This is a genomic window from Dietzia cercidiphylli (genome assembly GCF_039531545.1).
Classification (GTDB): domain Bacteria; phylum Actinomycetota; class Actinomycetes; order Mycobacteriales; family Mycobacteriaceae; genus Dietzia; species Dietzia natronolimnaea.
The window spans coordinates 60,127-80,448 of the sequence record NZ_BAAAQG010000003.1 but is presented as its reverse complement, the minus strand read 5'-3'; the positions used below and the strand labels follow the sequence as shown (position 1 = coordinate 80,448).

The 20,322-nt window shown below is 68.0% G+C and carries 21 protein-coding genes; 10 read left to right on the top strand and 11 right to left on the bottom strand.

What is annotated here, in order from left to right; all coding sequences use genetic code 11:
- The first annotated feature begins 60 nt into the window (after positions 1-60).
- Both istA and ABD250_RS02040 read left to right on the top strand, forming a co-directional pair.
- Positions 61-1,662 (top strand): IS21 family transposase, encoded by a 1,602-nt coding sequence (istA, locus tag ABD250_RS02045; RefSeq protein WP_344390292.1) that lies wholly within the window; start codon positions 61-63, stop codon positions 1,660-1,662.
- Complete coding sequence (locus tag ABD250_RS02040) at positions 1,662-2,429, top strand: ATP-binding protein (RefSeq protein WP_006898359.1); 768 nt, start codon at positions 1,662-1,664, stop codon at positions 2,427-2,429. The genes istA and ABD250_RS02040 overlap by 1 nt, the downstream gene beginning before the upstream one ends.
- 660 nt (positions 2,430-3,089) lie before the next feature.
- Here ABD250_RS02040 and ku read toward each other — a convergent pair.
- On the bottom strand, positions 3,090-4,196 hold the full coding sequence (gene ku / locus ABD250_RS02035) for a non-homologous end joining protein Ku (protein ID WP_344390282.1): 1,107 nt from the start codon (positions 4,194-4,196) through the stop codon (positions 3,090-3,092).
- Between the two features lie 72 nt (positions 4,197-4,268).
- Between ku and ABD250_RS02030 the strand changes: the two genes are divergently transcribed.
- A complete protein-coding gene (locus ABD250_RS02030) occupies positions 4,269-5,036 on the top strand; it encodes a sulfite exporter TauE/SafE family protein (RefSeq protein WP_241730754.1) in 768 nt (255 codons plus the stop codon).
- 117 nt (positions 5,037-5,153) lie between these two features.
- Here the strand turns inward: ABD250_RS02030 and ABD250_RS02025 are convergent, their stop codons facing one another.
- Complete coding sequence (locus ABD250_RS02025) at positions 5,154-5,330, bottom strand: hypothetical protein (protein WP_017835826.1); 177 nt, start codon at positions 5,328-5,330, stop codon at positions 5,154-5,156.
- 196 nt (positions 5,331-5,526) lie between these two features.
- Here ABD250_RS02025 and ABD250_RS02020 point away from each other — a divergent pair, with 196 nt between their 5' ends.
- From ABD250_RS02020 to ABD250_RS02010, 3 genes are all read left to right on the top strand, one after another.
- Positions 5,527-6,177 (top strand): hypothetical protein, encoded by a 651-nt coding sequence (locus ABD250_RS02020; protein ID WP_338404221.1) that lies wholly within the window; start codon positions 5,527-5,529, stop codon positions 6,175-6,177.
- Between the two features lie 209 nt (positions 6,178-6,386).
- Positions 6,387-7,352 (top strand): NADP-dependent oxidoreductase, encoded by a 966-nt coding sequence (locus tag ABD250_RS02015; RefSeq protein ID WP_182638605.1) that lies wholly within the window; start codon positions 6,387-6,389, stop codon positions 7,350-7,352.
- Between the two features lie 30 nt (positions 7,353-7,382).
- Complete coding sequence (locus ABD250_RS02010; RefSeq protein WP_182638606.1) at positions 7,383-7,832, top strand: hypothetical protein; 450 nt, start codon at positions 7,383-7,385, stop codon at positions 7,830-7,832.
- A 223-nt stretch (positions 7,833-8,055) separates the two neighbouring features.
- Here the strand turns inward: ABD250_RS02010 and ABD250_RS02005 are convergent, their stop codons facing one another.
- Positions 8,056-8,553 (bottom strand): RES domain-containing protein, encoded by a 498-nt coding sequence (locus tag ABD250_RS02005; protein ID WP_338404220.1) that lies wholly within the window; start codon positions 8,551-8,553, stop codon positions 8,056-8,058.
- Between the two features lie 65 nt (positions 8,554-8,618).
- Positions 8,619-8,930 (bottom strand): hypothetical protein, encoded by a 312-nt coding sequence (locus ABD250_RS02000; RefSeq protein WP_344390274.1) that lies wholly within the window; start codon positions 8,928-8,930, stop codon positions 8,619-8,621.
- A gap of 269 nt (positions 8,931-9,199) precedes the next feature.
- Here ABD250_RS02000 and ABD250_RS01995 point away from each other — a divergent pair, with 269 nt between their 5' ends.
- Complete coding sequence (locus ABD250_RS01995; protein ID WP_017835832.1) at positions 9,200-9,583, top strand: zinc-binding dehydrogenase; 384 nt, start codon at positions 9,200-9,202, stop codon at positions 9,581-9,583.
- Between the two features lie 445 nt (positions 9,584-10,028).
- Positions 10,029-12,758, top strand: a complete 2,730-nt coding sequence (locus ABD250_RS01990) for an ATP-dependent DNA ligase (RefSeq protein ID WP_182659140.1) — start codon at positions 10,029-10,031, stop codon at positions 12,756-12,758.
- Positions 12,759-12,796: 38 nt separating this feature from the next.
- On the opposite strand, the gene ABD250_RS01985 is transcribed toward ABD250_RS01990, so the two are convergent.
- From ABD250_RS01985 to ABD250_RS01955, 7 genes are all read right to left on the bottom strand, one after another.
- Positions 12,797-13,222: a hypothetical protein gene (locus ABD250_RS01985; protein ID WP_194307027.1), complete on the bottom strand. Its 426-nt coding sequence runs from the start codon at positions 13,220-13,222 to the stop codon at positions 12,797-12,799.
- A complete protein-coding gene (locus ABD250_RS01980; RefSeq protein ID WP_182659139.1) occupies positions 13,219-14,205 on the bottom strand; it encodes a hypothetical protein in 987 nt (328 codons plus the stop codon). Before ABD250_RS01980 ends, ABD250_RS01985 begins: the two co-directional genes overlap by 4 nt.
- A 242-nt stretch (positions 14,206-14,447) precedes the next feature.
- Positions 14,448-14,948: a hypothetical protein gene (locus ABD250_RS01975; protein ID WP_182659138.1), complete on the bottom strand. Its 501-nt coding sequence runs from the start codon at positions 14,946-14,948 to the stop codon at positions 14,448-14,450.
- Between the two features lie 37 nt (positions 14,949-14,985).
- The gene (locus ABD250_RS01970; protein WP_182659137.1) at positions 14,986-15,336 is read right to left on the bottom strand and encodes a hypothetical protein; all 351 of its coding nucleotides are present in this window, start codon (positions 15,334-15,336) and stop codon (positions 14,986-14,988) included.
- Positions 15,337-15,441: 105 nt separating this feature from the next.
- Positions 15,442-15,963, bottom strand: a complete 522-nt coding sequence (locus tag ABD250_RS01965; RefSeq protein WP_182659136.1) for a DUF6328 family protein — start codon at positions 15,961-15,963, stop codon at positions 15,442-15,444.
- Between the two features lie 102 nt (positions 15,964-16,065).
- On the bottom strand, positions 16,066-16,560 hold the full coding sequence (locus ABD250_RS01960) for a hypothetical protein (RefSeq protein ID WP_241730751.1): 495 nt from the start codon (positions 16,558-16,560) through the stop codon (positions 16,066-16,068).
- Positions 16,553-17,722: a sodium:solute symporter family transporter gene (locus ABD250_RS01955; protein WP_277817606.1), complete on the bottom strand. Its 1,170-nt coding sequence runs from the start codon at positions 17,720-17,722 to the stop codon at positions 16,553-16,555. The genes ABD250_RS01960 and ABD250_RS01955 overlap by 8 nt, the downstream gene beginning before the upstream one ends.
- On the opposite strand from ABD250_RS01955, the gene ABD250_RS01950 reads away from it, so the two are divergent.
- The gene (locus tag ABD250_RS01950) at positions 17,722-19,281 is read left to right on the top strand and encodes a hypothetical protein (protein ID WP_182659135.1); all 1,560 of its coding nucleotides are present in this window, start codon (positions 17,722-17,724) and stop codon (positions 19,279-19,281) included. The genes ABD250_RS01955 and ABD250_RS01950 overlap by 1 nt on opposite strands.
- A gap of 97 nt (positions 19,282-19,378) precedes the next feature.
- Entirely contained in the window at positions 19,379-20,263 is an 885-nt protein-coding gene (locus ABD250_RS01945) for an alpha/beta fold hydrolase (RefSeq protein ID WP_182659134.1), read from the top strand.
- Positions 20,264-20,322 lie beyond the last annotated feature (59 nt).

Below are 20,322 nucleotides of genomic sequence, written 5' to 3'. Positions count from 1 at the left end.
GGTCTGCTCGGGGTGAGGCGGCGCACTCGGCGCCGCTTCTTCCTATTTGAGGAGGCTGATGTGGCCGATTGCAAGGCCATCATGACGTTGGCGCTGGCCGGGCATAGCTACAGCGAGATCGTCGCCGCCGTCGGGTGCTCGCGCCGGGAGATCGCGGCGGTGAAGAAGACGATCACCGCGTACGGCATCACCGCCGGCCAGGCGTCGTCGATGAACCCGGCCGAGATCGCCGGGATGTTCCCCGATGGGCGTAAACGCGTCTCGGAGGACTACACCAAGCCGGACTTTGATCGGGTGATGGCGTCGATGAAGTTCAACCGGCACTTCACCATCCAGCAGGCCTGGGGCAAGTACCTCGCCGACCCCGCCGGGGCCGGGAAAAAGTACGGGTACTCGCAGTACTGTGCCCTGTTCGCCGAGCACGCCCGCATCAAGGATGTCGTGGCGACGCTGCATCACGAACCCGGCAGAACGATGCTGGTCGACTGGGCCGGCGACACCCTCGAGGTCCTCGACGCCGTCACCGGGGAGGTCACCAAGCTGTACTTGTTCGTGGCCGTCCTGCCGTATTCCGGTGCGGTGTTCTGCCGCGGCTTCACGGACATGAAGTCCCCGTCCTGGATCGACGCCCACGTCGCGGCGTTCACGTTCTTCGGCGGCACGCCGCAGATGGTGGTGCCCGACAACCCGACCACCGCCACTCATCGGCAGAAGCAGGGCGAGGCGGCCAGAGCCGTCAACGCCCGCTACCAGCAACTGGCCGACCATTACGGCACCGCGATCGTGCCGGCGAGGGTCCGAAAACCCCGCGACAAGGCAGCCGTGGAGTCAGCCGTGGAGGTGGTCAACAAACGCGTCATCGGTTACCTCGCCGAGGAGGTGTGGACCACCGTCGAGGCCCTGAACGCGGCGATTGATGACCGCGTCGCAGAGATCAACACGGCGATCCGCCGGGCTGACGGTACGACACGGTGGGAGCGATTCGAGTCCGATGAGGCGCCGCTGCTGGCGGCCCTGCCCGACGACGGGTTCGCCACGGTGGAATGGAAGCAGCTCAAGGTCGGGCGGAACTATCACGTGTCCTGCGATTCGCAGTACTACTCGGTGCCGTACACCTTCGCCGGTCAGCTGCTGCGGGTCCGCCTGACCGCGCAGTCGGTGACGATCTTCGACGGTGACCAGGTCGTCTGCGAGCACCCACGGCGCCACGGCCGCAAAGGCCAGTACTCGACCGTGCTCGCCCACGCCCCGAAAGAGCACCAGGGCATCGACGGGCTCTGGTCACGGCAGTGGTTCACCGACCGTGCCCGCGGGTTCGGCCCCGCCACCGAGAAGGTGATCGCCCAGATCCTGGATCGTCACGTGATCGAGGCGCAGGGCTATCTGGACTGCCAGAACATCCTCGAGACTCTCGGCAAGAGAAGTCGCCAGCGGCTCGAGGCGGCCTGCCAAGTGCTGCTCAACCAGAACAGCGCTGGCAGTTACAGCGTGCTCAAACGCGTCATGGCCACCATCGACTCCGACGGCAAAGCGCCCCGGCCCGTGGTGCCGGCGGCGGCCACTCGAAAGCCTCCGCCACCGGCCGGGGCCCGAGACGACGGTGCGATTCAAGTCCGGTCGGCCGATCACTATGCGCGCGGCCGCAGCGGGGAGGGCGTGTGATGTTCACCGAGATCGATCACCAGAAGTTCCGCAACCTGCGCATCACGCACGTGGCGACCCGGTTCGAGGAGCTCATCAGCGACGAGGCCAACGACGAGCTCACCCCGGAGCAGATCTTCCTCACCGCCGTCGACGACGCCTTGGACCAGCGCCAGGCCCACCGGATCGACAAGCTGATCCGCGCCGCCAAGTTCCCGATCCCGCAGGCCTCGATCGCGGAGATCAACTACCAGGAAGGACGCGGGATCACCCCGGTGCGGATGAAACGCTACGCCGGGCACCACTGGAGGCAAGACCCCACCAACCTGCTGGTCCTCTCACCGACCGGCGGCGGAAAAACCTACCTGGCCTGCGCGATCGGGATCGCCGCCTGCCAGAACGGGCACACCGTCACCTACGCCCGCATGGACGAACTCGCCCGGCGGCTGGTCATCGCCCGCGGCGATGGGATCCGCCACCAGAAGATGCTCAACGACCTGTCGGACGTGGAGCTGCTGATCATCGACGACTTCCTCACCGTGGGCATCGATCCCGAAGCCGCCAACGACTTGTTCGCCGTGCTGGCAAACCGAGAGCACCGGCTGCCGACGATGATCGCCTCACAATCCCGACCGGCGTACTGGCTTGAGGCTCTACCCGACAGGGTCGCCGCCGACTCCATCGTCAACCGGCTGGCCAACAACGCCCGCGAGATCAACCTCGGCGAAGTCGACATGCGACGCCAACGCGACGACCAAGCCCGGGCGACCACCGGCTACTGGGAGTAACCCCCGACGGTGCCGGCCCGCCTCACGCGCGGGCCGGTTCCGGGTCGCCGGAACAGCAGTACCAACTCGCCGGACCCGCGGTACCGACAAGCCCTATCTGCCAGTCAGGCGGTTCACCAACTATCCACGTCGTTGCGCAAGCATCTTGAGCCAGTGCAGGCGGATCCCTCCGAGCGATTCAGTGTCTGGGAGTCATTGGAGGGCAGTATCCCCCTTCTGCAGTTGAAGGTGCCGGGTCCTGACGGGTTAGTCGGAGGGTTCCTGGAACTTCAGTGGCGCCCGAGCGACCTGCTTCGCCCGGGGCTGAAGTTCGAATGGCCACAGTTGATCATCTGCAGTCATCCTGACGCCGGAGCCAAGTGCCGACAGGAGGTGCAACAAGCCACCCAGGAAATCGCTACTTCTCGAGGCATGGCGCTCGGCCCCAACCGGTGGTGGATCTGGCGAGCTCCCTTGGCACCCGAAAAGTCGATAACTGACCTCGACGAGTACGCCCGGGACTGCGTCAGGCACCTACTAGAGCTTTGGGAATCCGTCGGACCTGCGATTGCGGAAGCTCACTCGAGGCTGGCGACTACTCCCCGCTGACGGCCACAGCCCGGGCTTCGGCCTGCTTCCCACGAGGCGCAGAGCCCGACCGACACAAAGACCGCAGCCGACTCAGGCCGATTTCTTGGCCGGCGTCTTGCGGGCCGTCGACTTCTTCGCCGGGGCCTTCTTGGCGGTGGACTTTGAGGCTGTCGACTTCTTAGCCGTGCTCGAGCCGGAGCTGCCGGAGTCCGACTTGGAGGACGTCGATTTCTTGGCAGTCGACTTCTTTGCCGCGGCCTTTTTGGCGGGCGCCTTCTTGGCCGCAGTCTTCTTGGCCGGGGCTTTCTTTGCCGAGCTACTCCCGCTCTTCTTGCTGGCGGTCTTCTTGGCGGAGCCGGAGTCCTCGTCGTCGTCCTCGTCGTCGTCCTGGTCGTCGGCGTCGTCCGCCTTACCGCCCCGGTCCTTCACACTCGCCCGCAGCGCCGCGAGCAGATCGGCCACCTCGTCCTCGCCGTCATCGTCGCCCGAGGTGTCCTTCTCCTCCACCGTGAACGCCTCACCGCCGGCCGCCTTGGCCTCGATCAACTCCTTGAGCTGATTCTGGTAGTCGTCCTCGTACTTCTCCGGCTCGAAGTCCGCCGCCATGGTCTCGATGAGCGACGCCGCCATCTTGACCTCCTGCGGCCGGACCTTCGCCTCCTTGTCCAAGCCCTCCAGGATCGCCGGGCGGATCTCGTCGGGCCACAGCAGCGTCTGCAGCATGAGCACGTCCTTGTACACCCGCAGCGCGCAGAGGCGAGTGCGGTTGCGCAGCGTGAACGTGCAGATGGCGAGCCGGTCGGTCTGTTGCAGAGCCTCGCGCATCAGCACGTACGCCCGGTTGGAGCGCGACGCCGGCTCGAGGAAGTACGCGTTGTCGAACGCCACCGGATCCACCTGATCCGCCGGGACGAACTCCGTCACCTCGATCTCGTGGTTCTGCTCCACCGGCAGGCTGGCCAGGTCGTCCTTGGTGAGGATGACCATCTCGCCCTCTTCGGACTCGTACGCCTTGGCGATGTCGGAGAACTCGACCTCCTCGCCGTTGTCGTCCCGCACCTTCTTGTAGCGGATGCGCACGCCGTCCTTCTTGTCGACCTGCCGCGCGTGCAGATCGTGGTCCTCCGTCGCCGAATACACCTTGACCGGCACGTTCACCAGACCAAAGGAGACCTCGCCCTTCCAGATGGATCGCATGGGATGAGTATGCGATATCGGGGCGCGTGGCGCCGCCGGTCGCAGGCAGGCGCACCTGGAATGCTGTGGTCCATGCCCGCCGACGTCGGTCCCCTCCTCCTGCTGATCGCGGCGGCGTCCGTCATCCTGGGCACGGTCCTGCAGCGGGTCAGCGGGATGGGGGTCGGGCTGGTGGTGGCACCCACCCTCACCCTGCTCCTCGGGCCCGTCGCCGGAGTACTGCTGACCAACGTCACCACCACCGTCTCCGCCGTGCTGATCGGGATCACGCTCCGCCGCGACATCGACTGGCGCCGGTACCGCCACCTCGCGCCCCTGATCGTCGTGGGATCCGTGCCCGGTGCGCTCCTGGTCGGCGCCGCCGACCGCAGCTGGCTCGAGGTGATCATCGGGGCCGCCCTGATAGGCACGCTGCTGATGACAGCCCTCGTACGCATCCCGCCCGTCAGCGGTGCCGTGCCGGCCGCGGTGGCCGGCACGGCAGGGGGGTTCCTCAACACCGCCGTGGGCGTGGCCGCGCCCGCGATGCTGGTCTACGCACAGGCCACCAACTGGAACCAACGGTCCTTCGCGGCGACCCTGCAACCCATCTTCTTCACCATGGGATTGACCTCGGTCATCACCAAGGTCGGCCTGGGCGCCGCGCCGATCTCCGGACTACCGCCGCTGCCGGTGATCGGGCTCGTCGTGGCGATGGTGCCGGTCGGCCTCCTCCTCGGCGGACTCGTGGCGAAGCGGGTCACCGCGACGGCGGGACGCAGGGTCGCCGTGGTGGTGGTGACGGCCGGCGCCCTCGCGCTCCTCGTGCGAGGCGTCGGGAGCGTGGCCGGGGTGATCTGAGTCGCAGTGGGCCGGACCGCGGTGGGAACGCAGAAAGACCCCGGGCCGCGGGTGCGGTCCGGGGTCTTGGGTCCGAGGTCTGCCCGGCCTTTCAGCTGGTCAGGAGAGACCGACTTGTCAGGAGATGCCGCCGAGGAGGTCGGTGGGCAGCATTCCGGTCAGCGAGTCGGTGCCGCTGCCGTTGCCACTGCTGGCCCCCTGGAGCAGCGAGCCGAGGCCGAGCGATCCCAGAATGGGGGCCGCGAGCGAGCCGATAGCGAGGGAGCCGAGCGAGCCGAGTGCATCTGAACCCATGGTGGACGTCCTTCCGGGCGGGTGCGTGTGGTGAGGTGGCGCCGTTGGCGCCTGCCCGGCCGATGGTAGCAGCGGTGTGGCGCACACAACACCGGTGAACGAGGGGCGCGATAGGTCCGGACTGCGCCGTTCGAGGTCGACGCCGGTTTCCGATATGACGGCTCCACAATGGTCTTCCGTCGTCCAGAATCGTCTCGTGAGAGAAATCGAGCTTCCGCGCCCCGACACGATGGCCCCACGGTGGTCCGCACTGGCCGCGGTGCTCGCCGCGTACGGGCCGCGCTGGGCGGAGTCCGCCTACTCGGACGGCTCCACCTGGCACTACGACGACGGCGGCGGCAACTGGGCCGATATCCGCTTTGTCAGTGACGAGCGGGCGGTGCTCCTCGGCCACGACCACGAGTACTCCACCACGTACTTCCGCGCCGCCGCGGAGTACTTCGGGCAGCCCGAGACCGACCTCCTGGCCGGCTGTCCCCCGTGGTGGGCGGAGGCGATCGGTGACTACCTCGAGCGCATCGATACCCACGGCATGTGGATCGGATTCATCTACGGATACGACTGCGGCACGTGGACGCGCGCCGACTACAGCGCCGACGACGGCTTCACCTCCCTGAACCTGCCGCTCCTCGACGACCGACTCGTACTCAGGCAGATCTTCGACCAACTCACGATGTCCGTCGGGGGCCGCCCGGCCGCGGCAGACCCCGACCCGCGGGACCTCGACCGGATGCTCGCAGAATGCCCCGACCTCAGCGCCGACACGGCTCAGGCGCTCCTGGGCGGGCGAGGTCTGGACGTCGACGCGGCCCTCCGCGCCGCCCAGCAGTTCCGGCGGAGGGGCTGAGCGCTCTGGCCCGATCTGCTGGCGGCGGTCCGCCGGGGTGCTCTGGTGGTGGTGACCGCTGGCGCGCTGATGCTGCCGGGGCGGGGCTCGGGGGCTTGGCCGCGGCGGTCTGAACGGGTGCGCGGTTACCATGCGGACACGTAGTCACTCGTGTCAACAATCAAGCGGAACCGCCCCGTTTTTCGCCGGTTCTGCGGGAAAGAGAAACAATGAGCGTCTCAGCTGGCCCCGTCCGCGCCGTCGGAGTGACGACCTACGGGGGCCCGGACGCTCTGCAGGTCGTTGACGTCCCGGCCCAGGAGCTCGGGCCGAGCGAGGTTCGCGTGCGAGTCACGGCCGCAACAATCAACCCCACCGACACCTACACGCGCAACGGTTCTCGGTCGAAGACCGGAACTCCGCGCGGAGCCGCAGACGTCCCGGGCATGGACATCGCGGGAACACTGGTCGAGATCGGTGAGGAGGCGACGACCTCCCTGTCGGTCGGCGACCGGGTGATGGGGATCGTGGTACCCCGCGACGAGCACGGTGCGTATCGCGAGGACATCGTCCTGCCTGCGCAGTCGATCGCCGCCGTACCCCGCGGTTCCGACGACGTCGCCGCGTCGACGCTTCCGATGAACGGCCTCACCGCTCGGCGCGCTCTCGACCTCCTCGACCTGCAGCCCGGACAGACTCTTGCGGTCACCGGGGCCGCCGGATCGACCGGTGGCTACGTCGTGCAGTTGGCCAAGCAGGCCGGCCTCACAGTTGTTGCCGATGCGTCCGAGGCGGACGAAGAGCTTGTCCGGTCGCTCGGCGCCGACAGAATAGTCAGGCGAGGAGACGGCGTCGCCGACCGCATTCTCGAGCTCTACCCCGACGGGGTCGACGGACTCTTCGACGGAGCCGTGCAGGACGCCGCCGTACTCCCCGCGGTCAAGACCGGTGGAGGCGTCGCGACCGTGCGGTGGTACCAGGGCGACGGCAGCCGGGACCTGAAGGTCCATGCCGTGAGCGTGGCGGACATGGCCGAGGAGCAGGGCAAGCTCGACGAGCTGCGGCAGCTGGCGGAAGACGGCGTGGTCACCCTCCGTGTGGCGGACAGCTATTCGCCCGCAGACGCGGGGCGGGCCCACGAGCGGCTCGAAGCCGGCGGAACGCGCGGACGGCTGGTCATCGACTTCACGAGGTGAGGCACGGGCACGTCGCCTCGCGGATCGGTGATGTGCACCGCGCCGCGCCACAAAGCCGCCGTCGAGCAAGTTCGGGCCGTTCTATACGCCCACGCACGCGGCGACACCTCGGCCGCTGGTGAGCTCCTCGAGGCGCTGGAGCTGACCGTCGATGCCTCTCCCCTGCCGATCTCCGACGCCCTGACCGTGGCCTCCCGCTTCGCCCAGCTCGCCCAGTCGGTGGCGCCGGAGCTGCCCGCCGCCGTCATCGCCAAGGTCGGCGACAGCGCACGGCTTCCCGACGCCCCGGACGGCATGGCCGGGCTGTGCGATGCGGTCCTGCTCGACTGCGACGCCGCCTCCGGCATTCGCACCGTGATCGGCGAGCACGGGCTGGCGTCCGCCCTCTACGCGGCCGCGGCCATGACCAGCGCGGTGTTCAGCTTGTGGTCGAGACAATCGGGGCGGTCGATGGACGACCTCATCAATAGCCACGCCTGACCGGCGACGTCGATGCAGCTGTTACGTAGGGGCTGACCGCGCTCCGCGTTCCACGTCCGTGCGCGGAGCGGGTGTCCGCGACGGCGGGGCGACGTGTTGCCGTCGTCGTCACTCTGGGGGCCCTCACCCTCCTGGGGCGAGGGATCGGGGGTTGGCCGGGGCGCTCTGAACGGTCAGGCGGTTGCCCTGCGAACAGCAGTCGCTCGTGTCGCTTCAGGCCGCGCTAGAAGATCCGTAGCCCGAAGCTCCCAGCGACTTTCTGGAGAGCGGTATTACCCAACTCCAGCCCCTCGCGTCTGCGTACCTGCAGCTCCGTGCCGTCGAATACTGCCCAGCACTCGTGGTTGCCGAGGCGCGAGACGTAGCGAATCCCCGAGTACTGTGGCGCGCCACTCGAGTCGGTGGCTGCGTAGATCCAGGTGGAAACCGCTCTCGTCACGGCCCTGTTACGTCCGCGCAGCGCAGCGACATCGAGAACGCTCACGCCCAGCGCGTCGAGCTGGGGTGCCATCGCCGAGGTGAGGAACTCGTGGGTGTCAGGGTCCTCGACATCGACGAATGGCAGCGGATCGATCGTTGCCGCTTCGATCATCAATCGCCGCGCCCGCCAGTCCTGCGGCACGCCCCCGCCGGCCACATCGAAGCGGTTGCCCGAGCGGGTGAGCGCGGCGTCCGCAGCGTTGATCCGAGAATGGTCGAGTTCGCGCCCACGCCGGACCACTCGGTACAGGCTAGCCGGCGGATGAACCACAGCCGGCCCAGAGAGATGGGAAGTCGCCATCAACCTCAACCACCGGCCACGAACGCCCGGGCCGCGGCCATGACCTCGCGGTGCTGACCGTCTGCGAGCGCCTCCGCCGGTGAGACGTCGTCGAGTTGCGGGTTCATACCCATGAACCACGCGCGCACCGTTTGCGGCGCATCGACAGTCTGGATCAGCTGGAAGACCTGGAATGCGACTCGTAGATTCGCCTCTCCTGATGCGCGAGCTGCAGCCCCCTCAGCCCAGCGACTGACGGTACGCCGGTCCACCCCGGCGATGTGCGCTGTTAGCGCTGAGCCAAGGTGATCGATCAGGAAGCGGGCGATGTCCTGCATCGACCCTGTCACGGCGCTGCGGTGCGCCGCGCTCGACCGAGCTCCTGCATTGGTGTCCGTGGCCATTTCCGTAGCTCCCCACTAAGATGACGCGCTTCTCTTATCCCTCCAATGTCCCATAAATGCCCGCCTTGTGTCAGGGCGCCGAGAGCACTCGCTGTCACTCGGCCATGAGTCGTTCGCGGCCCTCGCGCCCCACCCGCGCCGAGAAGTCAGCCGGTAGAGGGCGGGCTCGTCGTCGTCACATAGACCCAACAACCCACACCGACGTGCCAGGCGGCGCTATCGCCCCGATCAGCGGGGTCTTCGTCGCCGACCGCATCCTCGAGCGCTACCCCGACGGGGTCGACGGCCTATTCGATGGAGCCGTGCAGGACGCCGCCGCACTCCCCGCGGTCAAGACCGGCGGGGGCGTGGCGACGGTGCGGTGGTACCAGGGCGACGGCAGCCGCGACCTGAAGGTTCATGCCGTGAGCGTGGCTGTCATGGCTGAGGAGCAGGCCAAGCTCGACGAACTGCGGCAGTTAGCGGAAGACGGCGTGGTGACACGCCGCGTTGCGGACAGCTACGCACCCGATGACGCGGGGCGGGCGCATGAGCGGCTCGAATCCGGTGGGACGCGGGGGCGGTTGGTCATCGACTTCACGCGGTGAGGCACGGGCCAGTCACGGGTCGCCTAGAGCCTTACCTTCTCTACTGGGGAGCAGGCGACGTGCGCAACGAGGCCGCAGGAGCAGGCCACGTAGCGACTATTCGAGGTGTCCGCGACTCCGGACATGCGTAAGGCCAGGGTCCCGGTCTGCCCCAGGTGCACCTGGCCTTGCGACTCGCCCGACACCCACGGTGCCGCGCTCACACCTCACGATACTCCACCGCATTCCAGGAACAACGCCAACTCGATGGCCGGCTGGCCCGGCGGCCGATGAGTGGCCCCGACTTCGATCGGCCTGAACAGGCGGCGACCAATGCACCATCTCCAACCCGATCCGACCGGATTGAGCGCAGTCACGAGGCGCCGCTTCTAGACGGCGCAGTTAGGTAACCGCGCGAATACCGCAGCCGGTCGCCAGTGTCCGACTCGAGTGCCAGAGTGGACCCATGGCGAGCAAGAGCGCGAAGGAATCCGTCGAGGTCGACGGGCGGACCATTAGGTTCACCCACCCCGACAAGGTGCTCTACGACGCGACCGGCACCACCAAGGCCGACGTGCTGGAGTACTACCTCGCCGTGGCGCCGCACCTCATGACGTACGCCGGCCAGCGTCCGGTGACGCGCAAGCGCTGGCCCGACGGCACCGAGGACAAGTCGTTCTTCGAGAAGAACCTGCCCTCCCACGCGCCCGACTGGGTGTCGCGGGTGGCGATCGAGCACTCCTCGCGCACCGTCACCTACCCGGTGCTCGACTCCCCCGCCACGCTGGCGTGGTTCGCCCAGCAGGCCGCGCTCGAGCTGCACGTGCCGCAGTGGACACTGTCCGACGGCGAGCCTGGGCGGACACGGCGGATCGTCATTGACCTGGATCCCGGCCAGGACGTCGACCTGGATACGACGGCGAAGGTCGCGCTGCGCGTCCGAGATCTCCTCTCCGAGGCCGGACTGGACGCCTTCGCCGTGACCAGCGGATCCAAGGGCATCCACCTCTACGCCCGCCTGGATAAGGCCGTCTCCTCCAAGGGCGCGTCCGCGGTGGCCAAGCAGATCGCCCAGTCGCTGGCCACGCAGACACCGGACCTGGTCACCGCAACCATGAAGCGCTCGATCCGCGACGGCAAGGTGTTTGTGGACTGGAGCCAGAACAGCGGCGCCAAGACCACCGTGGCGCCCTACTCACTGCGCGGCCGCGCCGAGCCGTGGGTCGCGGCCCCGCGCTCGTGGGAGGAACTCGGCGACGGCGGGCTCACGCACCTGCACTGGGACGAGATGCTCAAGCGACTGGAGTCCGAGGGCGACCTGCTCGACGGCCTGGAGGGACCCGCGAAGAAGGGCGGCGCGACCAAGAAAGGCGGTGCGTCCACGAAAGGTTCCGCCAAGAAGACTGCCGCCAAGAAGTCGTCGGCATCGCGGGAGAAGAAGTCGGGAGGCAGCAAGAAGAGCTCGTCGTCGTCATCGGATGACGGGGACCCCGAGCGCGGCGGTTCCGATTCTTCCGGCGCCGATTCCGGCGGTTCCGATTCGACCCGGGCCGCGTCCGAGGAGGGCTGCGACGCCGGTCCCACCGACGCTGACGCCGTGGTGACCAGCCTTGAGGAGTACCGCCGCAAGCGCGATCGCCGCAAGACTCCGGAGCCGTTCGACGGCGAGGTCGACACCGATCGCTCCGACGGCGACGGTCCGATCTTCGTGATCCAGGAGCACCACGCGCGCCGTCTGCATTTTGACCTGCGGCTCGAGCATCACGGCGTGCTGGCGTCGTGGGCCGTGCCCAAGAACCTGCCGACCGAGCCCAAGGACCGGCGGCTGGCCGTCAACACCGAGGACCACCCGCTGGGCTACGAGACGTTCGAGGGCACCATCCCCAAGGGCGAATACGGCGCCGGCCACATGACCGTCTGGGACCGCGGCACCTACGAGTGCGAGAAGTGGCGCGAGGACGAGATCATCGTGTGGCTCAACGGCGATAAGGTCTCCGGCCGGTACGTCCTGGTGCGCACAAGCGCCGAGAAGAACCAGTGGATCGTGCAGTACATGAAGGACCAGTCGCCGGACTCCTTCTACGGCGGGCGCGACAACCCGAAGTCGTCCTATCCCTCGGATGAGGATCGCTCCGGAGGGTCAGACAAGGCGCCTTCCCGCGGCTCGGTCACGGCGGCTACCCGCAGCTCGAACAAGCCAGCCTCGCGAGGTTCGGGCGATGAGCGGACCCGCGACTCGGACATGGCCGGCCGCCCCGACGCTCCCCCGCTGCCGATGATCCCCACCTCTGGGTCCGTGACGGACCTGCCCGAGGACAAGTGGGCCTTCGAGGGCAAGTGGGACGGCTACCGCGTGACCGTGTCGACCGACGGCACTCAGTGCCGCCTGGTGAGCCGCAACGGCCACTCCATGGACTGGCTGGCCGACGGATTCCCCGGCCTGGCGGAGGCGCTGGAGAGGCCGGTGATGCTCGACGGCGAACTGGTCGTGCTGGACTCGCACGGGGTGCCCGACTTCGCGGCCCTGGCCAAGCAGGCGGCGGCCGAGGGGCAGGACCAGTCGCTGCCGCAGGTGGAGCTGTTCGTCTTTGACGTGCTCGAGGTGGACGGGGTGGACCTGCGCCGGGAGCGGTGGGAGCGACGGCGCGAGGTGCTCGACCTGCTGACCCCGGTGCTCAACGCGGTCGAGCGAGTGCACGTGCCGGGAGTGCTCGACGGCCCCGGCGACCGCGCCCTCGCCGAGGCCGAGGAGTTCGGCTGGGAGGGCATCGTGGCCAAGCGGCGGGACTCGCACTACCAGTCGGGCCGGCGGGCCAAGACTTGGCTCAAGGAGAAGCTGCTCACCACTACCGAGGCCGTGGTGGGCGGTTGGCGACCGGGCAAGGGCGGCCGCTCCGGCTCACTCGGCTCACTACTGCTCGGACTGCCCGCGCAGACCGGGCTCACCTACATCGGACGCGTGGGCACGGGCTTCACTGACCGGCAGGGCAAGGCTCTGCTCGAGGAACTCGAACCGCTGCGCCGCCGCTCGAGCCCCTTCCTCGAGGACCTGCCTTCAGACGCCCGCCGTGACGCCATCTGGGTGCTGCCCAAGCTCGTGGTGGAGGTCCGCCATCAGGGGATCACCGAGGACGGCGTGCTGCGGCAGTCGTCGTGGCGCGACATCCGCCGGGACAAACTGCCGGGGGATCTATAGGGGTTCGGTAGTGTCCGGAGCGGTGGGCAGGCACTGATTCAGAGTTCGATGGGGTTGTCGGGCGTGCCATATTCCGCCCAGAACTTGCCGAAGTCATCGAGACCTGCCAAGGGCGAAGACTGAGCCAGTTCAACGATTCCGCGCACTACTGCATGCACCATCTGCGGATCGCCAGCCTCCATGGCCTGATCGAGGCGAACGAACATCGCGTCACTGGACTGGCGGCGCTCGGCAAAGACGCGATCGAAATACATCTTCAGGGTGGCCTCGGCCGCCTCGATGCGAGCAACCTGCACACTCTCCGCAGCGGCAATCGCAGCCCGCCTTGTCCGCTCCGTCTGGGCGAGTTGGCCATACTCGCGTGCCACCTGCACGATCTCGCCGAGAGCGTTTAACGCCTCAAGGGGACCTATCGCCCCCGCGAGATTGTGCGCGACCTTATTGTTACCTGCTGCCGGATTCACGATTCTGGCTCCTTCACCCACGCCTTATGCTTCACCACGAAAGCGGCCGTTCCCTCACTCAGTTGGCCATCCTCATCAACGAGACCTGCCGACGCTACGTCACGAACGGCGAGAGTCGTCACCAACGCCAACTGGAACGGACCCGCATGTAGCTCGGGATCGAACTGCTGCTCCTCTAGCGCATCCAGAGCAGACACAGCTCGATCGACCAGGTCATCGAGAATGGACCTCATCTCGACAGACCTTGAGACGATCGCATCGAACTCGACTCTAGTCCGTTTCATTTTGGCGATCGCCTCAGCAACCTCGGCTTGGTTGACCCGCGCCTTCGACTTCGCCTTTGTTCCTTGCCCAGCCACCATGAACCCGCTCACAAGGATTGCTGGTCCGATGGTGACAAAATTGAGCGCGAGCGCCCCGGCCGCCATTCCGCCACCGCCGGCTGCGAGGCTCCCCCCGCCGAGCGCGGCGAGCGTCGCGTTACTCGCGGCGACTCCGGAAAGCGTCGAAATCGCTGTTCCCGTACTCGCGCTTGCAAGGGCGGTGACAGCAGCCGGGACCCCCGAGTTGATGGCCATACCCACTGCCGCAGAGCTAAACATTCCCCCGATCCAGGCCATAGAGTCTTGATCGAGATCCCGGCCGATCGCCACCCTTCCGCTGGACGCCTCCAATCCGTCAAGGAGGAGCTTCTCGCTCTCTGAGACCTGCTTCTCATTCCGTCGTAGAAATTCGGCAAACCGCTCCACGACCAGCCTGATAGCTCGCTCCTGCCGTTCACCGAGCTCTAACACCGCTGCGTTGGTCTTAGTCTCGAGCTCCTCCATCACAGAGCGTTCCGCCTCGTACTGCTCGACCGCCTGGCGGACTGACTTGTTCGCCTTCTTGATGTCGAATCCGCCCTTGAATCCGAGGGCGGTGCCTCCTACGCCGCTGACAGCACCGACTCCGATAATTGCAAGTGGAATAAGCGGCAGAACCATGGCAGTCCTTTCAGGGCCTGTGCGGCAGTCGCAAGGGTCCTGCGCGCTTTGCTAGTGGACCCGATCGGGCCACTGCGGATCATCGTCAATAATCCCTTCCGTTGCTCCGCAAGGCCTCCGAATCGCCAAAAGTCGGACGACCGACGCAGGCCTTGATCCGGCCCATTCCACCTCGACTCGTTGGAATAGACGATCCCGTCGAGGCCCAGCCCTTCGACCATGCCGCTGTCACCCCGGCCCGGCTACCGGAAGAATCGTCCGAACCCGCGCTTCCCGGCGGCGTCGTACTGGTGAACCAGGTGCCTGAGCCGCAGGTTCAGCTCATCCATCCGGGCGGTGCGCACTAGAAAATCGTCGATCGCCTCCGATCCCGGCCGGGGATCGTTGAGCAGCGCGTCGGCATCCTCGAGCACGTCCAGGAATTCCGGGTCCCGCGCCGCCCGCTCCTCGATCTTCGGAAACCTCTCGACCAGTGCCGTCCCCACCGCCCGGCTCTCCCGCAGGTCGTACCAGGACTCGACTGTCAGTGAGAGCGCCCTGTGCGCCGCGTCGTGGGCCGCTTCGACCGACGCGGTCGCCTTCTTGGCCGTCACCTGTAGCGGATCCACCCCGGCCAGGAGTCTGCGGCGATGGGCGAGCTCGTCGATCGCCGACCGCACCAGCCACGTGGTGTACCAGAACCAGCCCGCGATCACCGCCAGGAAAAGCAGGCCTATGACCACGGGGACGAGGAGCCTCAGCACGGCGTCCACCGCCCGGTAGCGCGACCCCCGAGCGCCCTCATGACCCCATCACCAGCGCGATCACGATCGACAACGGGACCGCCAGCGCCACCCCGGCGCCGACGAGCTTGGCCGTGGCCGACCACAACAGTCGGGATGCCTCGGTCTGCGCACCCTGCTCGTCGATCACGCAGGCCTCTCTCGCCGCCACCTCCACCCGGGTGGCCGTCGCCTCCGGCCAGCCTCGCGGCACCCGGCGCAGCGGATTGCGACCGAGGTCATCGGCGGTGAGGGCGGCACGTTGGCCTGACCATTCCCGCAGACCTGCGTCCAGTCGGGTGCGGGCCTGCTCGGCGGCAGCGTTCTGCTGCCGGGCAACGGAACCGGAGTAGATCTCCATCGACGCCATCGGGAACGGCCACCTCCCCCTGCGCTGTCGCGGGCCGGAACGGAACGGAACCCATTGTCCCACCAGGAGGGGCAGGCGCCGTGTCATTCCGGACACACCCGCAGCTCAGTCGGCGACGTACGGGTTGGTCGCAGCGCGATGGCGGACCCGGGCGGGCACCACGAAGAGCATGACCGCCACGAGAACCGCCATCGCCGCCCCGGCCGCGAACCCCGGCAGCGTCCCGAGCACCAGCGAGAACACCAGCGCGGCCAGCCCCACCAACGCGATCGACAACATGACCAGGCCCACGCGGGCCAGCGTCGCGGACAGTCGCAGCACCCGGTCCTTACGGTGGGAGCGGAACACCGCGCGGTGGATCATCACCGGGGCCAGCAGGACGACCGTCGAGGCGAGGGCGAGCGACAGGACCACCAGGTAGAGGGCGCGACCGCCGCCCCCGATGTCCGCGAACCGGTCCTGGAACGGCACCACCAGCAGGAAGCCGGTGAGGACCTGGCCGCCGGTCTGGACGATGCGCAGCTCCTGGAGCAGCTCGATCCAGTTGCGGTCGATCCGCTGAGCCTCGGTCTCGTCGCGCTCCACGGCCAGGTCCTCGCGGGGTTCCCCGGTGCCCTCGACGTCCATGTCGCTCCCTTCGCCGCGTGCCCCCATCGTCGTCCGCCCGGCTCGGCGACGGAAGCGCTCCCGGCACATCCGCGGAGCGACCACACCAAGTGGCGGCGGCGCTCAGGCCGCGGCCGCCAGCCTCTTCTCGTCGATCGTGCGGTCGAAGACCAGCGCGTAGAGCAGGCCCGCGCCCACTGCGGTATAGGGCCAGAGAAGATAGAAGATCACTCCCATCGACATCGGCAGGCCCCAGAGCACGGCGTCCCCGGATGCGGTGAGGATCGACCACAGCACCAGCACGCCCAGCCCCGAGCAGTAGGCGACGATCGCGATGGTCGACACCCTCTCCCACGAGCCGTCGGAGTGCAGGGAGCCGAGGAGCATCATGATCACGGCGAAGAGCGGCACGGCGATGAACACCATCTGCCACGTGTCGGTGAACATCCCGAGCAGCGCGAAGGCGGCCACTGCCACGAACGCGTGGATCAGGATGCCCGCGCGCTTGTGGTCGGGCTCCGGAGCGTCCGCGGGGTCCAGTGCACTGTCGAGACCGCCGTCGAGTGCGCGGCCGCGTGCGGTGGGATCCGAGGCGGGATCAGAGGCGTGATCAGACATGGTCGTTCCTTTCGGTGGACGTGGCGGTCGGGGCCGACGCCGCGGTCGTGGTGGACGCGGCGGTCGGGGTGGCAGCCGCGCCGCTGAGCTGCGGATCGCTCCCAGCCCTCCGGCCGCTGTACAGGTATTCCAGGGTGGCGTCGGGGTGACGGTTGGAGGTCATCAGCGAGACCACGTAGAACAGCAGGATCGACACGAGCAGTGAGATGCCGCCGACCTGCATGAATGCCGGGACGGAGATGATCTCCCGCGCGGCCAGCGAGGTGATGATCATGTTGCCGAGGATCGCGAACGCCACCGTGACCGTCGCGGCGGTGGCCGTGGCGCGGTGCCAGTAGATGGACATGACCACCGGACCCACGATCGCTGCGGCGAACGCGGCCCAGCCGAGCGCGCCGAGCAGGAACACCACCTGCGAGAGGAACAGGGTCAGCAGGACCGACAGGACCACCAGGGTCAGGCTCGCGATCCGGCTCCACAGCAGTTCCCGGACCACCTTGATGCCAAAGGCGCCGGGCAGGTCACGCATCATCGACGAGGCGCCGATGGTGATGAAGCTCGAGGCCGAGGACATGATGGCCGCGAGCAGGCCGGTCAGCGCGATGCCGCCGACGATCGGATTGGTCACCGAGTCGAGGAACCAGATGGCGGTGTCGTCGATGTTCTCGAGCTCCGGGGCGTCGCCGGTGATGGTCATGGAGCGGGTGGACAGGCCGATGCCCACCGAGAACAGGGTGGTGATGGCGTAGGCGATACCTGCAACGGCTGCACCCCACTTGAGCTGCGTCATGTCACGGAGCATGAGGAACTTGGTGAGCAGCTGCGGCTGGCCCACCGCACCCACGAAGATCAGGAGTCCAAACGCGAAGATGTAGGTGGGGGCCTGCACGCCGTCGATCGAGAGCAGCTCCGCGCTCGTGGTGGAGATGGTGTCGAGCATGGGGAGCCAGCCACCGGCCACCTGGACGGCGAAGATGAACAGCCCCACGGACATGACCACCATGAGCACGCCCTGGACGAGGTCGGTCCACACGGCCGCGAGCATGCCGCCGGCCATCGTGTAGGCGGCCACGACCATCGAGCCGATCCAGGCGCTGGTGGCGAGCCCGAGATCCTGCTGGGCATATCCGGCCCACCGAGGCGACGTGGTCCGACAGCGCAGTGGGCGCGGCCGAGTTCGGGGCCGCCAATCCGCACCAGAACACGCGCTTCGCCCGCGCGATGTCGACCTTCGGCCAGATGGAACGAGCGGTCCGGGACAGCGACGTCGGCGCCGTCACCGCCTTCCGCCAGAGCCCCGACACGTCCCGCCAGGTCGTCGGTCCGGCGACGCACAGCAGCACCGGCTCCTTTCCCACTTTCCTGCTCCCCCTGACCACCGTGGGATTCTCGTGCTCGACGCTCGATGCGCAGTCGCGGTGCGAGAACGGGAACCCCACCGGCGTGGCCGCCGCCACCGCCGGCGCGGTCTCCGAGACCCGATCTCTGGACGTGCGGACGGCCAGCATCCTGGGGGCGGACCTGGTCAGCTACTCGGGCAGGAACCCGATTCGCGCGACCGCGGCCTGCTCCCCCACCGCCGGGGCGGCGACCCTGAGCTCGGACGGGCCGGTGATCCTGGGGCGGAACGGTCTCTTCGAGCAGGAGGTCCGCGTGGCGATGCCCGGTCCGAACTCGGAGCAGACGGGGTACCGGAGCTGGGGCAGCTACGACTACGTCGCCACCCTCCAGCACGTGAGGAAGGAGGGTCCCGGATACGCCCTGTCCCAGCTGCGGCTGCGCGTCAATGCCACCGGCACGGGCGGCGCCGAGCGCTGGAACCTCACCCTGATCCTCGCTCACGCCGAGTGTGGGGTCGACCGGGCTGCCACGGCGGCCCCCACCCGTCCGACCCCCGGCGAGTGGCCCGTCCTCTCGGCCCAGTCGAATCGGATGATGGCTGTTCAGGCCGATGCCCCGACCGCCCTGCAGTCCGAGGATGCCGACCCAGAGGGCGTCGAGCCGTCCAGCGACAAGTCATCGGTCCCGTCATCCCCGTCCACCGACGACGCGCCCGCGGTCGACTCGGAGCCGGGGGCGACTGGCGACAAGTCGGAGTCCGGGGCGACGACAACGACGGCACCCGCGACGACCACGCCGGTCGCGCAATCCGAGCCCGCCGAGCAGTCAGCTGGCGCGGACGCACAGCAGCGGCCGGAGAACGTCGCGCCCGGCCGGTGGTTCACCGTGATGGGCCGCAGCGGCGTCGAGTTGGCTTCGGCGAGAATCTACGACATCGTGCGGACTCCCGGCTGCGGGGTGGCGCTCACCCTGAGCATCACCACCTCGGCGGAGGCGGGCCCGGACCGCTGGTCGTCCCTCAGCCCCGGGGACTTCGCCGAGCTTCGGCCCAGTGGGGCGACCCGCGATGCCAGGACCGTCAGCTCGGACTGCGAGCAGTCTGCAGTCTCGACGACCACGCGCCTGTCGCCGGACCGCGAGTACGAGATAGTGATCGCATTCCAGCTCGACGACTCGGCGCAGCGGGCGATGCTCCGGCCCGAGGGCACCGCCGGTTGGGCCTTTGACCTGCCGCCGCTGTCCAAGGTCGCCGTCGTCGCCACCACCGTCGCCACCACCACCGCGGCGCCGGTTCCGTCCGCTGTTCAGACTCCCGAGGAGCGCACGCCCGCGGCCAGCGCCCCGGCCACCGTGGCTCACACCGTGGAGTCCGGCGCCTGATCGAAGGACGGGACCCGCCGATCCGCTCCCGTGGCGCCACCAGAGTCCTATGGTTCGAGTACCCCCTCACGCACTTCCCCTCCAGAGAGTCCTTGCCATGACAACGCAGACCATCGACATCCCCCACCTGGGCGGGTCGACCATCGGTTACAGGTTCGCCCGGCAGTACGACCCCGCCCTGCCCACGCTGGTGATGATCAACTCGTTCACCACCTCGGTCGAGCTGTACCGGCCGCAGTTCGCCAATTCGGATCTCGCCTCGCGGATGAACCTTCTGGCGATCGAGCCCTACGGCCACGGAGAGTCCCGCGCCCGGTACCGGCACTTCACCTACTGGGACAGTGCGATCGCGAACCTGCAGGTGCTCGACGCCCTGGGGATCCCCAAGGCGTTCGCCCTCGGAACCTCGCAGGGCGGGTGGATCGCCACCCGCATGGCGTTGCTCAATCCCGGCACGGTCGAGGGCATCGTCATCTGCGGCACCTCCATGGATTACGAGAGCCCGGCCAGCATGGAACGCGGCTGCTGGAACGGGTCCGAGTTCTGCAGCCCCGCCATCGAGGCGCTCGCCGAGCCCGTCGGTGAGGACTGGGTGGTGGACGACGACTTCGTGGTGGCGGTGCTCGGTGCCGGCCTGGGAGAGAACGTCTCCGACGCGGAGCGGGACTTCTGGATCCAGACCTACCGCACCAACTATCGCGGCGACGAGGGCCGGCGTCGCCTACGCACCAGCTCCATCAACCTCCGCGACCGCGACGGCCTGGAGGCACGGCTGGGCGACGTGCACTGCCCTGTGCTCTGGCTGCAGGGCACCGCCGACCAGGTGTACTCGGTGGCCAACGCCGCGGACGGCATCGCCCGGTTCACCGGCTCACTGTCCGCCACCCTGCAGATCGTCGAGGGCGGCCAGCACTTCCTCACCGCCTCCGACCCCGAGGTCGCCGACGCCGCCACCCTCGCCTTTGTGGAGCAGTGGTCCTGAGGCCGGTCCGACCGGCACGACAGGGCGGGACGCTGCCCGGCCGGCGCCACCGCTCTCTG

Coding starts and splice junctions, on each gene's coding strand:
- ABD250_RS01970 (WP_182659137.1), bottom strand. CDS start 15,336: ATGGCGTCGATGGAGATCTACTCCGGTTCCGTTGCCCGGCAGCAGAAC.
- ABD250_RS02040 (WP_006898359.1), top strand. CDS start 1,662: ATGTTCACCGAGATCGATCACCAGAAGTTCCGCAACCTGCGCATCACG.
- ABD250_RS01990 (WP_182659140.1), top strand. CDS start 10,029: ATGGCGAGCAAGAGCGCGAAGGAATCCGTCGAGGTCGACGGGCGGACC.
- ABD250_RS02030 (WP_241730754.1), top strand. CDS start 4,269: ATGCCCGCCGACGTCGGTCCCCTCCTCCTGCTGATCGCGGCGGCGTCC.
- ABD250_RS02015 (WP_182638605.1), top strand. CDS start 6,387: ATGAGCGTCTCAGCTGGCCCCGTCCGCGCCGTCGGAGTGACGACCTAC.
- ABD250_RS01965 (WP_182659136.1), bottom strand. CDS start 15,963: ATGGACGTCGAGGGCACCGGGGAACCCCGCGAGGACCTGGCCGTGGAG.
- ABD250_RS02000 (WP_344390274.1), bottom strand. CDS start 8,930: ATGCAGGACATCGCCCGCTTCCTGATCGATCACCTTGGCTCAGCGCTA.
- ABD250_RS01980 (WP_182659139.1), bottom strand. CDS start 14,205: ATGGTTCTGCCGCTTATTCCACTTGCAATTATCGGAGTCGGTGCTGTC.
- ABD250_RS01960 (WP_241730751.1), bottom strand. CDS start 16,560: ATGTCTGATCACGCCTCTGATCCCGCCTCGGATCCCACCGCACGCGGC.
- ku (WP_344390282.1), bottom strand. CDS start 4,196: ATGCGATCCATCTGGAAGGGCGAGGTCTCCTTTGGTCTGGTGAACGTG.
- ABD250_RS02010 (WP_182638606.1), top strand. CDS start 7,383: ATGTGCACCGCGCCGCGCCACAAAGCCGCCGTCGAGCAAGTTCGGGCC.
- ABD250_RS02025 (WP_017835826.1), bottom strand. CDS start 5,330: ATGGGTTCAGATGCACTCGGCTCGCTCGGCTCCCTCGCTATCGGCTCG.
- ABD250_RS01945 (WP_182659134.1), top strand. CDS start 19,379: ATGACAACGCAGACCATCGACATCCCCCACCTGGGCGGGTCGACCATC.